Source organism: Neptuniibacter sp. UBA6509, from assembly GCA_002435145.1.
Taxonomy (GTDB): domain Bacteria; phylum Pseudomonadota; class Gammaproteobacteria; order Pseudomonadales; family Balneatricaceae; genus Neptuniibacter.
On the sequence record DJLT01000034.1, the window covers coordinates 12,379 to 24,342 of the forward strand.

17 protein-coding genes are annotated in these 11,964 nt (G+C 45.5%); all 17 read right to left on the bottom strand.

Features of this window, described 5'->3' with window-relative positions; genetic code table 11:
- Window positions 1-31 precede the first annotated feature (31 nt).
- The gene (locus tag B4K11_RS04175; protein WP_292950176.1) at window positions 32-427 is read right to left on the bottom strand and encodes a hypothetical protein; all 396 of its coding nucleotides are present in this window, start codon (window positions 425-427) and stop codon (window positions 32-34) included.
- Complete coding sequence (locus tag B4K11_RS04180; RefSeq protein WP_292950178.1) at window positions 427-1,554, bottom strand: phage protease; 1,128 nt, start codon at window positions 1,552-1,554, stop codon at window positions 427-429. The genes B4K11_RS04175 and B4K11_RS04180 overlap by 1 nt, the downstream gene beginning before the upstream one ends.
- A gap of 55 nt (window positions 1,555-1,609) precedes the next feature.
- Window positions 1,610-1,816 carry a hypothetical protein gene (locus B4K11_RS04185; RefSeq protein ID WP_292950180.1) on the bottom strand — a complete coding sequence of 69 codons (207 nt, stop codon included), beginning with the start codon at window positions 1,814-1,816 and terminating at the stop codon, window positions 1,610-1,612.
- Window positions 1,817-1,848: 32 nt separating this feature from the next.
- Entirely contained in the window at window positions 1,849-2,148 is a 300-nt protein-coding gene (locus tag B4K11_RS04190) for a hypothetical protein (protein WP_292950181.1), read from the bottom strand.
- Between the two features lie 154 nt (window positions 2,149-2,302).
- The gene (locus B4K11_RS04195; protein WP_292950182.1) at window positions 2,303-3,208 is read right to left on the bottom strand and encodes a DUF6731 family protein; all 906 of its coding nucleotides are present in this window, start codon (window positions 3,206-3,208) and stop codon (window positions 2,303-2,305) included.
- A 199-nt stretch (window positions 3,209-3,407) separates the two neighbouring features.
- Window positions 3,408-3,875: a phage virion morphogenesis protein gene (locus tag B4K11_RS04200; protein WP_292950183.1), complete on the bottom strand. Its 468-nt coding sequence runs from the start codon at window positions 3,873-3,875 to the stop codon at window positions 3,408-3,410.
- A gap of 103 nt (window positions 3,876-3,978) precedes the next feature.
- On the bottom strand, window positions 3,979-5,262 hold the full coding sequence (locus tag B4K11_RS04205) for a PBECR2 nuclease fold domain-containing protein (protein ID WP_292950184.1): 1,284 nt from the start codon (window positions 5,260-5,262) through the stop codon (window positions 3,979-3,981).
- The gene (locus B4K11_RS04210) at window positions 5,262-6,845 is read right to left on the bottom strand and encodes a DUF935 domain-containing protein (protein ID WP_292950185.1); all 1,584 of its coding nucleotides are present in this window, start codon (window positions 6,843-6,845) and stop codon (window positions 5,262-5,264) included. The genes B4K11_RS04205 and B4K11_RS04210 overlap by 1 nt, the downstream gene beginning before the upstream one ends.
- Window positions 6,845-8,425: a terminase large subunit domain-containing protein gene (locus B4K11_RS04215; protein ID WP_292950186.1), complete on the bottom strand. Its 1,581-nt coding sequence runs from the start codon at window positions 8,423-8,425 to the stop codon at window positions 6,845-6,847. The genes B4K11_RS04210 and B4K11_RS04215 overlap by 1 nt, the downstream gene beginning before the upstream one ends.
- Window positions 8,425-8,973, bottom strand: coding sequence for a DUF3486 family protein (locus tag B4K11_RS04220; RefSeq protein ID WP_292950187.1), 549 nt, complete (start codon window positions 8,971-8,973; stop codon window positions 8,425-8,427). The genes B4K11_RS04215 and B4K11_RS04220 overlap by 1 nt, the downstream gene beginning before the upstream one ends.
- A gap of 2 nt (window positions 8,974-8,975) precedes the next feature.
- A complete protein-coding gene (locus tag B4K11_RS04225) occupies window positions 8,976-9,272 on the bottom strand; it encodes an ArsR family transcriptional regulator (protein WP_292950188.1) in 297 nt (98 codons plus the stop codon).
- A 3-nt stretch (window positions 9,273-9,275) separates the two neighbouring features.
- On the bottom strand, window positions 9,276-9,587 hold the full coding sequence (locus B4K11_RS04230; protein WP_292950189.1) for a DUF2730 family protein: 312 nt from the start codon (window positions 9,585-9,587) through the stop codon (window positions 9,276-9,278).
- Entirely contained in the window at window positions 9,577-9,801 is a 225-nt protein-coding gene (locus tag B4K11_RS04235; RefSeq protein ID WP_292950190.1) for a TraR/DksA family transcriptional regulator, read from the bottom strand. Before B4K11_RS04235 ends, B4K11_RS04230 begins: the two co-directional genes overlap by 11 nt.
- The gene (locus tag B4K11_RS04240) at window positions 9,801-10,205 is read right to left on the bottom strand and encodes a 3TM-type holin (RefSeq protein WP_292950191.1); all 405 of its coding nucleotides are present in this window, start codon (window positions 10,203-10,205) and stop codon (window positions 9,801-9,803) included. Before B4K11_RS04240 ends, B4K11_RS04235 begins: the two co-directional genes overlap by 1 nt.
- The gene (locus tag B4K11_RS04245; protein WP_292950192.1) at window positions 10,202-10,717 is read right to left on the bottom strand and encodes a hypothetical protein; all 516 of its coding nucleotides are present in this window, start codon (window positions 10,715-10,717) and stop codon (window positions 10,202-10,204) included. The genes B4K11_RS04240 and B4K11_RS04245 overlap by 4 nt, the downstream gene beginning before the upstream one ends.
- Before the next feature lie 95 nt (window positions 10,718-10,812).
- Window positions 10,813-11,364 (bottom strand): hypothetical protein, encoded by a 552-nt coding sequence (locus B4K11_RS04250; protein WP_292950193.1) that lies wholly within the window; start codon window positions 11,362-11,364, stop codon window positions 10,813-10,815.
- 11 nt (window positions 11,365-11,375) lie between these two features.
- Entirely contained in the window at window positions 11,376-11,909 is a 534-nt protein-coding gene (locus tag B4K11_RS04255; RefSeq protein ID WP_292950194.1) for a hypothetical protein, read from the bottom strand.
- Window positions 11,910-11,964: the final 55 nt, after the last annotated feature.

Sequence of the window (11,964 nt, forward strand, 5' to 3'; positions counted from 1 at the left end):
GGTCTCCAAATTAAGCGAGTTATAAAGCGTGCTAGTCGATGAAGACCCAAACGCCGTTTGTTTCTACATCTTCGATACGACCGGCAGCAGAGCTGCCAGTACTGACAGCAGTCACTGTCTGGTCATCGGAGATATACGCGGTTGAGCCGATATGCGAGCGATCAACATCGCCAGCATTCTTGAAAAAATGCGCACCGGTTTTGGTTTCAATGGTTCCATTACCGTCTGCGCCGGTGCTGTTATTGCTGGGGTGCGTAGCGACACCGCGAACCCGCAAGCCTGTCGCTGCAGTGGCAGGTTCTGCAAAATGCGTTGCGTTCAATACAACCAACGCGCCAGAAAAGATAACTGCAGTAGCGGCAACAGGGTCAGAGTGTGAGCCCTGGGCGCGGCGTTTAGTTGGGCGATCTTTTGTTAAAGCAGCCATTACTTGTCACCTTTTTTTGGTTGATTCTTTAAGTAATCTTCAAGAGAGATCCCCATGTTTTCGCAGACTTGTCGTTCTTGAGCACTCAGTGCTGCAACCCCAGCCTTTTTATCTTCTTCAGGGTTGTCTTTACCGTTTGTCTGCTGAGCAGATAGGGCTGCGAGGGGAGTAGCTTTATCTAAATAAGATGTAAGCGCGGCCATATCTTTGTTGCCGAGATCGCGTGCCCAGCCTTCCATTGCAGATAACAGACGACCGTCTTCTAGCGCGGAGCTTATTGTTTGCTCTAGCTCATTCGCATCTGTACGGGATGAAAGAGCGGCGACCTGCTGTTGCAGTTGTTCGACAGCAGCAATAGGCACGTATTTAGCCGGGTCTACTTTATTGTCTTGTGCAGAAAGCGCTGCCACCTGCGTTTTAAGTCCATCGGTCTCGCTGGCTTTAGCCAAAGCGGCATCTACAGCAGATAGGGCTGCAGCTTCTTGTGCTTCGGTCATCTGTTCACCGTCTGCCAGTTCAATACCGAGTCGGGCTAACAGCTTGCGCATTGCTTCGTTCATGGGAGGCGTCTCCTGTGGGTGTTGGTTTAATATGTTGGCGCTTAGGGCTTCTAAGTCTTGCAGGCCGTCAACACCCGCACGGTTAGTGAGGGCAGCACTATGGATATAGAGCGGTTCGCCAGTGTGTTTGTCGTAAGGGAAAACGGCGGATAGGAAACGGTATTCCTCGCCTTTAATGAATTCTTTGGCGCGGGAGGTCCACTGCGGTTTTATCCATAAACCAGAACCCTCCCGCCACTCCATGTCTTTGATCCAGCCAGATGCGGGGGCAGGCTGGCCGTTTTGCTCTTTGTTTAATGTTTGGTGTTCGTAATCGACAACCAAATCATTAGCGGAGTTTTTGGCATACTGAATAAGACGGGAAGCAATCTCTGCATTGATAACCCACTGACCACCGGGTACATCAAAAGGGCGACCATCAACTGCACTGAAATGACCAGCAGGCAGTAAGTGGCACCAGCCATCACTCTGGTCATCAAATGCCAGAGACAGCGAAGCAAAACCAACATTAGCATCGGTGGTTGCTGATAAAACAGCGAGAGATAGGGAGTTGCGATTCGTCTTCATGCCGCCAGAATAGCGGCATGAAGTAAGGCGTGGGTTTAACCTTGGTTAGATGTTTTTAGTCGTTGTTTTCAACTTCTAGTGCTTCTTGTATAAGGTCTGCATATTCGCCAAGACACTTAAGGTGATTTTTAATATTAACCGAGCCTGCATCACTAGCAGTTCTAACATGAATCAACTCTAAGGCGGCTTCAACAGCAATTTTTCTTTTGTCTTTGGCGTCTAACACGTCATTATTTGTTGAATATAATTTGATCTTTTCCATGTATCAGTACTTCCTTTTATTTATGAATTATTTTAATTTGATGGTCTTGTATGAAGCGCGCTTAGAACTGAATATAGTTTCCAGCCAGTGTCAGCAAAGCTCACTAAACTTATCGCAAAAAAACTTGAAATAACGGTTAAAGAAATTTGCTCATAATTAGCCGGTAGATACATTGAAATAATCCCTATGGTGGCACTTGCTAGGAATAATATAATTGAAATAAGCAAGCTATCTACTAGGCGATGATAATGTCTGGTTTTGACTAGATTACGAATTAGCCTAGTGCTGGCAATACTCATGAGTATTGCACCTGCAGCAACTAAAATACTCATTATTGTTACTGAATGAGAAGTTAGACCTGCTATGAGCTTTTCGGCCCTATCCGTAGGAAAAAGGTCGTATCTATAGTAGACCGATAGCCCTATAGACAGCATCAGCCCTAACTGAAGAAATACCCAGCGTACTTTTCTACGAATTGATGTTGCCCTATTCGAGACCCTGCTCATCCAGAACCAGCCTAATATCTTCAATGTTTTTTTCGCGGACCTTTTCCAAAGCATTAAAGATTGACTCTGGAACCGGATAACGCCCTTCCTGTTGAACTGGATCAGTTGATCCCTTGATTCGGTCTTCGATCAAATCAATAGGATCTGAATCTTCATCAAACCAAACTTTAGACATATTAACGGGAACTGTTGATCCTACAAGTGTAGTCATCCCACCTTTTACGACATCATTTAAATAGTTTCTTATCGAATGTCGTCCAGGAGGGTTAGCGCTAACAGTTATAGAGCATGATACACCGTCAACGGAATTTAAAAGAGACATTAATGGACCTGAAAATTGATCGTGGCCTTCATAAGCTTCAGTAGCTGTTGGTCTAGTGAAACTTATCTCAAATTTTCTAGGTTTCATATTCCCATTAAGAATGCGCTCTACTGCATCAGGTCTAAGAACAGGGGATAAACCAACACCGATAACTCTATCTTTACTTAAAACAGTGCCTAGCAATTCACCTGCTTTATTGATATTTAGTCCGTTGCCGTTAACTTGGAATGTCAACATTTCTAAACCTGGATCATATAAAAAATGATTTTTTTCAATAAGACCTTCAGAATCATCTAGATCTATGGGACGTTCTTCTATTGATGATCTATCCCCAATATTTGGTAGGTCATCATCACGAAATTTGGCTAGAACCCCTCTCATTCTGCCGCCTTGGAAAATATTTAATTCTCGTAATTGGAAAACCTGCCCATTTACCCTATGTTCTAAAGGAAGGTCTTCAGGGTTAATTTCATGTAATAACGAACTTAATTTGGAAGGGCTATCTGTACCATCACTGACATGAGCTGTATAAAAGCTAACAGAATACTTCTTTGTGTCTGGCATTACATTTCCTTATAGTGCGAGAGTGCTACCAGTTGTTAGTAGCAGCACATCTCCTTGTGCTATTTAGGCTTAACGATACCCAAGCGCTTTACTTGTCCGAACTGAAGGCGTTAGACCTGCGTTAGAATCTTCAAACGTACCGCTTCCAAACCAACATAGCAACTACAGTTTATAGCGGCTTAGATCGCCTTACAGGCTGTTACGCCTTTCTATCAATATGTTCCTTAACTATCTCGATAATCTCTAATTCATCTTCTGCACTTAATCCAAAATAAGGCCTTGCCTCTATATTCCTTTCTTCATCACCAAATTGATGGGTGGCTGCATACGCGGTTGTACCTGGTCCGGTACTTACGCCTGCGACATCAGTTGAATGAAACGGGTAGATGGTATCGCGTAGGTGTAGGTGCTCGCCGTGTAGTATTTGATTAACGGGTACGCCTTTCTTTCGTTTACGGGCTAGGGTCTCCGGTGTGAGTGTTGCCCAAGGTGTGCCATCGGGTGCTTCTTGGTCGTCAAAGTGATCTCGGCTTCGCTCATGCAGAAACTCGGACACCTCCAGCATGGCAGGGGACATATCGTTTGATAGCTTATGCAGCTTTTTAAGGTAGTGCTGAATTTGCTGATCGTTGTAGTCGACGCCTAAGGTTAGATGGGTTCCCGCCATTGTTATTTTATCCTATACTTAAGGTTCTCCAGACAGACAAGGACTTCGAGTTCCGTCCACTGATCTGCCGGTGGGGTGCAACGGCGAAGCGCGGCATCCATCCTTATTCTTCTTTTACTTGTTCTTCTCTTCTATACAGATTCACACCTTCACGCTGTTTTTCTAAGTACGTGTCATTATCGGGTACTTTGCTACCGCGTTGCTTTCGGTGGGGTGTAAACGATGTATTCCCGGTCCAGATGCCTTGTCCGTATTCAAATGCACTAAAACCGTGAATTGGTTGGCTTGATGATCCTTCATCTAACGTCCAGCGCTTTATATAACGGCGCTTCAGTTTGTATTTACCGGGGTGAGCACGGTCAGGCTCTAATATGGACCAGATCTCATCAGGATCTTTGATCGCTCTTGCTAACAATCGCATATAGCGGTGGCGTAATTTGTCCTTAGATACCTTGAGCTGCCCATCAGCGCCGCGAAATAGATAATCGTTAATCGCTATGGGTTCACTCAGTACGTCTTTATAAACCATGGGACCGTCTGCACTGAACTCGTTTAAGAAGGCATTAACGTAAGATTCCTCTGGTAAGTCGTCGGGCAGTATGTCGCTTTGCTTGGCTACTTGCGGTTTAGGTAATGGGGGCTTAGCAACGGGGCCGATCGGTATGGGTTTAGCATTCGCTGGCCATTGTTCTATAAACTGGGGCGTACTATGACGAAGCCAACTTTGCCCAGGTGTATGTTCAAAGCCGGGATCGATCCCTAAAGGCACTTGTTTAAGCTCACCTGTACGTTTATCTAAATGCTCTTTGTATTCATCTGCAGGGGCGGTATCCGGTGTGGTTTTACCTAAACGCTTCATAGCGCGTTTTGATTTAGGGAATTTCTTGCACTTGCAACCATAGCCATTAGAAGGGCTGTGGATATCCCACCAAGGATCATTTGAAGCGAGTACCAATCGATCCCACGCTTTATGTTGGGGACGAAAGTTTTCGGCACCGGAGTGGCGATATTCCATGTAGGGGAACAGTTCTTGAAAACCCGGCTCGGTCATCTGAGCTTCTCGCCCTGCGTTGTATGCTTGGCGAATATTGGTTTCATAGATTAGTTTAGAGCGCCATCCGCGACTGCCGTTATAGTCCCAACCGTGTTTTTCTACGATGCTGTCAAAACGTTTACGGAAGTCTGCCAAGGTTTCACCGTCTTGAATGGCGGCTTGTATGGCGTTAGAAAAACCTTCGACAATGGCAGTTTTATTGGCACCGGCCACCATAAAGGCGTGGTCATGTTGTTTACCGTAAACATCCGACCAGCCGTTAGTGGGCAGCGGTAGCTTCTGCTGTAGATAATCAATCGCCTGCTTAAACGGTTTATCTCCATAGGTTGGCATTATTGCGCATCCTGTAGCAGCTCATAACGCCCGGCCAGAGCTGCAACGGTTAATGCTTGGCTCATGAGTTTTTCAAGATCAGTTGTATCGAGCTGTAGCGCGATGAGCTGCTCTTGTAATTGTTCTAATGAATCTGCGTTATCCACAACCTGGCGTAACTGGTCTATTAGATCGGTGGTGTGCTGTGCTGATTTATTCTGCAGATGATCTGCAAGCTGTTCTACTTCGTCGGGTTGCTCTTCTACAGATTTAGATGTCGCATTAAGTGCTGCCAGTGCGGTTTCTGATTGCGAAGTAATGGGAGGTGTAGAGGCTTGCGATAAGGTAAGCACGGGCTCACCTTTAACCGCTTCAGGTATTTTAGTTTTCTCATGCACCCATGAGATAGGTATGCTGACACCGACCTCTACCAAACCTTTCAAGGGTTGTACGAATTGCGCTAGATCTTCGCCTTCGTTTAAATCGTACTCTAAGCGTGGAATACGGCGAGGGCTGCGGAACGATTTACCGTTAAGCACGTACATGGGGTAAACCACGTCACGTGTCAGAGTCACGGCGAGTGCTTTCAAGTCGGCATCGCGGATCTCTTGGCGTACTTCGTTATGCACATTGCCTAAAGCGTTGGTGCTGGATTTACCGTCTGCCTGGCTGGTAAGTGTGCCACCGAGAATAGCTTTTGACTGACTACGCTCACACCAGTTGACCATCGCCATAAAGGGATCGGACCCGCCATCAGCAGCTTTTTCAAACTCGATATCCATCCCTTTAGGAATGACACCGCCAGCATTGTGACCAATGCTCATTACTGCACGCAGTAGTGTGAGCTTCTCGCGATCGCTTGCACCTGCAGGGTACTTGCCTAAGCGCATAGGCAAGCCGTAGATCTCTAAAAACTCAGCTAGGTCACGAACACTGTAGTTTTTAAATAGAAAAGGCCATGCCAATACACGCGCTAAACCATTACGGGCTAAATAGCCGCTTTTCGCTTTGGCAACGTGGCTAATCCAACCAAATTGACGCAATGTCTCACCATTATGGCTGCCATCACGCAGGGTGAGTTGATTGCGGCTATCTGGGTTTATCTGGAACCAGCTAGGGTCTCGCCATTCCGCATCAGCAATAAAGTGGGTTTTATCGGCGTATTCCCACTTGAGTTCTTGGTTGGAGAAGCCCTTTAGAATGCCATCGCCTGCATCAAAAATAGCATCGTCTAACCATGTGGCTGAGCGTAGTAGCTCCTCGATCATCTCTGCATCGCGTAACTCTTCAGCGCTGGCATTAGGCGGAGGAACAATATTCCAATCGACGCTTTGCATGGCGAGGCGACGTTTGCCGAGTTCGCTTTGAATATGGGCGTCTTTTTCTTCCATATCTTCTGCGAGTTCACATTGGCGTATCAGGTTGCCTTGTTCAGCTTCACGTAACACCATGGCTAGCTTGCTTGGTGTTAAACCGCTTGAGGGATGTTCGCCATAATGGTTACGTAGCTGGGCAAGTTTCGCATTGGCCTCGGTCTGCGGTTCTTCCAGATCGGGTAGGGTGAAAGGTTGCCCGTTGATATCAACAATGGATGAGTTAGCCATTACCAGGCTCCTTTTTCATATGAGGGTAGATCGCTGTCTTCGTCACCGCCCCAAGGGTCAGCTTTTACAGGAAGAGCCATAAAATCTATTTCGCCACCTTCCATATAACTGGCTCGCACGATCATGGCATAAGCAACAGCGCAATCGCCGTGGCGTTGTTTACCGTCTTCTCCTTTGCCAGATCCTTTCTCTATTTGCGGTACGCCTTTTGTTACTACAATTTTACGTAGGTCAGTAACAACATCGTTGTCTTTTGGGATCTCTAAATCATCGTCTTCAAATTTGGCTTTGAATTTTGGCATCCATTCACGGTACCAAGCGATATTGAGCATCACTTGTTCAACCATCTCTGTACCGTATTTATCTGCGGCTTTCTCCGCTAATGAACCGCCGTTACCCGTTGCATCAAACGCCGCACCGATAAACCGGGGTAATTGATCAATGACAAAGAACATGATCTGTTCTTGCTGAGAGTATGGAACGTTACGTAGCTCTAAGTGAAACGGCACTTTGATACGGGTATCTTTCTGGATTGCGCCTACAGCGAATATGGAAAGGTCACCTTTACGTGCAAAGTCTTCACCAAATACGTGGGTAAGATCTGGATTGAGCTGCTCTAAATGGGGTGCGACTTCCTCTTTTAGCCATTGCTCAACATCTGCTTCACGCTGAGTCATGGGAAGTTTTTCAAAATCCTTAGGCGCTTCAAAACCAATGATCTTGCAATCATCATTCATAGCGCGGTCGATTAGGCCACGGTTAATATAGGCACCACCGCCTTGTTTAGGTACGCAGTAGTATTCCTCTAACGCATCTTCCTCTGTCGCGGTTGCACGCAGTAGGTCAGACTTCCATTTATCTTCTGCTTCTTGCGTCCATTCTTTGTGCGTTATTTGGCATATGCGTTTATAGAGACCTTCTGCACAGGCATCATCCAGCGTGATGGTGTGAATACTGTAATCTTTTTTACCTGCGAGGCTGTCTTGTATCAGTTCATTAAAGAGGTTTTCAGTACCATTATGAGTGCTGATTAAGCGAACTCTACTACCCCACATTGTAAGGGCGAGGGCTGCTTTAAGTACTTCGGCTAAGCGATCATGAAAGGCCGCTTCATCGATAGTGACGTTACCTTGCATGCCTCGCAAGTTAGCGGGGTTACTTGATAGCGCTTGAATCTTAAAGCCACTGGCGAAGTAGATAACAAAGGTGAGGATCTCCTTGCCGTCTTGACCATCATCTATAAAGACCTCTTCTTGTATCTCACCTGCTGCTTTATTAAATGCTTTGGACCACATAGCGGCGGCTTCGATAAACTCGCGCGCCATCTCTTTATTGGATCCAACATAGAAATGATTGCAACCGCCATCTGATCTGGCTGTACCAGAACAAAGGGAAGCGTCTGCAGCCTCAGCCCAGGTTAAACCGGTACGGCGTGATTTTTGTCCAATCTTTAGAGGGGACTCGTCAGCGATCCAGCGCTTTTGATAACCAAGGAGTACTTCATTAGCGTCGAACTGCTGAAGGTCTAGAATTCCGTTTGTGACGGCTTCTGTTATGGCCTTTTCTTGGGATAAGTTCATTAACGAATACCCAATATTTCATCTTTAATCGCCTGGACACCTTCGCGTGTCATACCTTGTTGCTTGGCGACAGTTTCAGCTATGCCTGCCGCTTCTTCTGCGGCTTGCTTGCGAATCTCTCTTTCATGTTTTTCATTCACACTGGCGGCTTCTTCTAAGTGCTTAATAGATAGAGAAAGCTCTTTGAGTAGTTTTGGTGGTACGGGGTCTTCACCCTCTGACATATGCAGCGCAGTTTCAAAGGCCATGGTACGTGTGAACTCGTTCAAGAGTTTGCCTACTTGCCCTTGTGGTTGGTTGCCTAATTTACCTATCCACATTTCGGCTACTTGACGCGATTGACGCATCTTAGCGCCGATGGCATCCATACGTTGGCTGTAGCGATTAACTGCGGATTTGCTGACTTCTTGATCAACGCCTTCGGCTTCAAGCAGTTTATTAATACGTAGGGTTGCATCTAACTGGGAGATCTTAGGATCTCTTAGTAAATCATGCAGGGCGTCACGGATCTCATCAGGGAGCAGGTCTATAGAGGATTTACGAGCCATAACTAAGCTCCCGGCCCTGGGCGTTTAACGCCGGGTACGGATGCTTTGCCATTGGCAATATCTAAACCACGTTGAGTGATTTTGGTAACATAAACGCTTGATACTTCATCATATGAAACTAAGCCCTGTTCAGTCAGCCATGCGATATCTGAGTGCAGGCGATCGCGACTAATAGAATGCCCCCATACCTCTAACGCGCTTTGTAGTATTGAGCTGTTCACGGTGTAGTCTTGATCCTCTGCCAAATGGCGAAGGATCACCAGACGGCGGTCTTCTTCAGCAAATTTTTGAAACGGCATCGGCTAATCCTTTTTGTTAAGCATGTATTGATGAATTAGATTTAAGGTGTTGCGCATTCCATCCAGCTTGCTACCTAACTCGGCGGTTTGTTCTCTGAGCTGCGTGATGTCTTCATGGGTTGGGGCTGCTTTTGCTAAGGCTTCAACGGCTTGAATACGTTTGTCCAGCTGATGAATATCCTCTTGAACTTCATTAATGGTTTCTTTGTTTTTGTTACTGCCAGAGCGTACCCATGCGGCGATCGCAACGGCCATGGCAATAATCCAAACAGTAAAATCTAACCAGAATTTGAAAGCATCCCAGTTAACGTCCATGTCTTCTTTCCTCAATTGTTTGGCATTGGATGCAGCGAGCTGCATTGGGTTTTGCATTTAGCCGGTCAATTTCAATGGGTGTGGTGCAGCCGATACAAATAACCACACCGTCTTGAATGTCTTGAGGTGGTTCGGTTGTTTGTAGAGCGTTATCGAGTGCTGCTTGGCGCTGTCGCATCTCCATCTCTTTGGCTCGGTCGATTAGATCAGGCATCAATCCTTCCTCATGATTTCTGTAACTTTAGGAACGATTTTTTCAGCACTGCGGCCAATGACGTAACCCCCTAAACCTAGCTGCAAAAGTGTCCAGGCTTCATCCGCTAGACGAAAGGTTGTCCAGCCAAAGGTATCGGCTACCACTAAGACTAAGAAGGTGAGCATGGTGATAGGGCGCCAGTTACGTTGTAACCAGCTTGAGCCTTGAGCCTCTGCTGTGATGACTTGCGCTTGGGCCTGCATGAGTTGCGTTTCGTAGTCCATGACCTTATCGGCCATCAGCGTTTGCATCTCGAATATGCGTGCTTTTACCTGTAGTCGTTCATCTTCAGAGGTGTGCAGTTCATCGACCAAATTGGTAATGGGTGAGACTAGCCCGGATAGAAATTTCCAGCCGCTCATACGGGGTATTCCTCCCAGCACAACTCAAAGTGGAAACCATCGCATTTAGGCTCTTCACCTTCTGCTTTCTTCCTAGCTATGTAGGCTTTAAAGCCTTGTTCTGGGGTATCGTATCGGTCTAAATAAGCCCAACTCCCCCCCCATTTAATACGCACCTTTAGTTCTTCAGAAGCTATTTTTATCGCATTAGCAATGATGAAATAGTGTTCCCAATCCCAGTTAACGGTGCCATCTACCCATGCACCAAGATCAACAGCGTGAGCAATCGGGCCCAGTTCTGGCGAATTTTTTGGCACTTTTCCTAAATGGCGAGAATTCTTGGTCCAAGATTGGCCTTGACGGATCAAGTGGCGTTGGCGTTTTTCTGTACGTAGCGTTTCCAGAACGGTGAAATCCACACACGAACGTTGTAATGCAAGTGCTACAACTGCGGCTAAATCGGGGTGTGCTTTTTTTAATCGTTGCTTGGAGCGACGACCAAGAGCAAAGGGTGAAGCTGAGTTTTCAGACATAATAAAATCCCCGATAGGGTTGAAGTCCTTAAGTTTCGTTAGGACTCCAGCTTATCGGGGATAGAGAGAAGGGCGGTTTAACCTTGGTTAGATGTTTAATTACTTAACGCTGGAAATTCTTCACCATAAAAGGACTCATACTGAATTTCAAACTTAATATGCTCTATATTTTCTTTAACAATATTTAGGTTAAATATAGTTGGGTCAATGTTGCCATCAGGTTCTAGTTTTAATAGTGGGATAACTTTCTCTGCTTCAAGAGCTTCCCCATGACTTACACTCTGTAGTGTAATCAGTACCGAATTGTCTGGAAATGCTCCTCTGAATAATCGCCAAAGATGCTGCACAGTTTCATCAGAATTCTCATTATCCATTATGATGCCATTTATTGTCATGCTATAGCTTGTAATGATTGCGGGCCCAAGGCCGTTATTAGATAAATTAAATACTAGAGATAAATTATGATTAGAGTGAGCGTAATCTAGGTGTAGGTGAGGCCTGACAGATAATTTATTATGTTCTCTAGAATATTTGGCTTGCAAGTAGGTTGAAAGCATTGCACAGATTGCAATTATTGTGGCAATTATGGATGCTAGGTTTTCAGAAATCCATCCAATAGTACATGTGAAAAAACCAACACAGCTCATCTAAAATTCTCTTATTCCAATACAAATTCAACAGGTTCTTCGTAAGAACGGATATCGAGGTGCCAGTTATTACCATCGAGATAAGTAGATAGTTTAATCCCCCCAATAACTGTTTCAGCATCTTCGCTATTCATATTCTTAATTATCCAAGCAGCCGCTTTTTCAGGCTCAGCATTAACGTACTCTAATGATGCTACAGCTCTAAACAAATTAGCAGTAAGTTTTCTATCCATATCAGCTAAAGTCCTGCCGCCAAATGCCGTGATATTGATATTGTAGAGAGTGTCTTGATTGGTGTGACTCCATAATTTTGCATAAACAGAATAGTCATTTTTTGTCGTATCACCGGCTTTAAGCTCCCAGCGGTAATGAGTGGTTGGGCCATCTTGTACAGGATTAGGTCCTGTAAGATTAAAGCCTCTGGTTATAAACGGAGCTAAAGCTTTTTGTGGTGAAAGCTCTGGTATGGGCGGTTTAGGTTGTCCAGCTAAAATTGAGACGGAAAAAAGAGAGAGAAATAGTGCGAGAATTGTTGTCCGTAACATTTGTATAGCTCCTTGGCATTACTAGAAGGTATATAGTAACGACCTTAGATGAAAC

Coding starts and splice junctions, on each gene's coding strand:
- B4K11_RS04235 (WP_292950190.1), bottom strand. CDS start 9,801: ATGCCTGATCTAATCGACCGAGCCAAAGAGATGGAGATGCGACAGCGC.
- B4K11_RS04255 (WP_292950194.1), bottom strand. CDS start 11,909: ATGTTACGGACAACAATTCTCGCACTATTTCTCTCTCTTTTTTCCGTC.
- B4K11_RS04185 (WP_292950180.1), bottom strand. CDS start 1,816: ATGGAAAAGATCAAATTATATTCAACAAATAATGACGTGTTAGACGCC.
- B4K11_RS04220 (WP_292950187.1), bottom strand. CDS start 8,973: ATGGCTCGTAAATCCTCTATAGACCTGCTCCCTGATGAGATCCGTGAC.
- B4K11_RS04225 (WP_292950188.1), bottom strand. CDS start 9,272: ATGCCGTTTCAAAAATTTGCTGAAGAAGACCGCCGTCTGGTGATCCTT.
- B4K11_RS04245 (WP_292950192.1), bottom strand. CDS start 10,717: ATGTCTGAAAACTCAGCTTCACCCTTTGCTCTTGGTCGTCGCTCCAAG.
- B4K11_RS04180 (WP_292950178.1), bottom strand. CDS start 1,554: ATGAAGACGAATCGCAACTCCCTATCTCTCGCTGTTTTATCAGCAACC.
- B4K11_RS04215 (WP_292950186.1), bottom strand. CDS start 8,425: ATGAACTTATCCCAAGAAAAGGCCATAACAGAAGCCGTCACAAACGGA.
- B4K11_RS04195 (WP_292950182.1), bottom strand. CDS start 3,208: ATGCCAGACACAAAGAAGTATTCTGTTAGCTTTTATACAGCTCATGTC.
- B4K11_RS04240 (WP_292950191.1), bottom strand. CDS start 10,205: ATGAGCGGCTGGAAATTTCTATCCGGGCTAGTCTCACCCATTACCAAT.
- B4K11_RS04250 (WP_292950193.1), bottom strand. CDS start 11,364: ATGAGCTGTGTTGGTTTTTTCACATGTACTATTGGATGGATTTCTGAA.
- B4K11_RS04190 (WP_292950181.1), bottom strand. CDS start 2,148: ATGAGTATTTTAGTTGCTGCAGGTGCAATACTCATGAGTATTGCCAGC.
- B4K11_RS04200 (WP_292950183.1), bottom strand. CDS start 3,875: ATGGCGGGAACCCATCTAACCTTAGGCGTCGACTACAACGATCAGCAA.
- B4K11_RS04175 (WP_292950176.1), bottom strand. CDS start 427: ATGGCTGCTTTAACAAAAGATCGCCCAACTAAACGCCGCGCCCAGGGC.
- B4K11_RS04210 (WP_292950185.1), bottom strand. CDS start 6,845: ATGGCTAACTCATCCATTGTTGATATCAACGGGCAACCTTTCACCCTA.
- B4K11_RS04205 (WP_292950184.1), bottom strand. CDS start 5,262: ATGCCAACCTATGGAGATAAACCGTTTAAGCAGGCGATTGATTATCTA.
- B4K11_RS04230 (WP_292950189.1), bottom strand. CDS start 9,587: ATGGACGTTAACTGGGATGCTTTCAAATTCTGGTTAGATTTTACTGTT.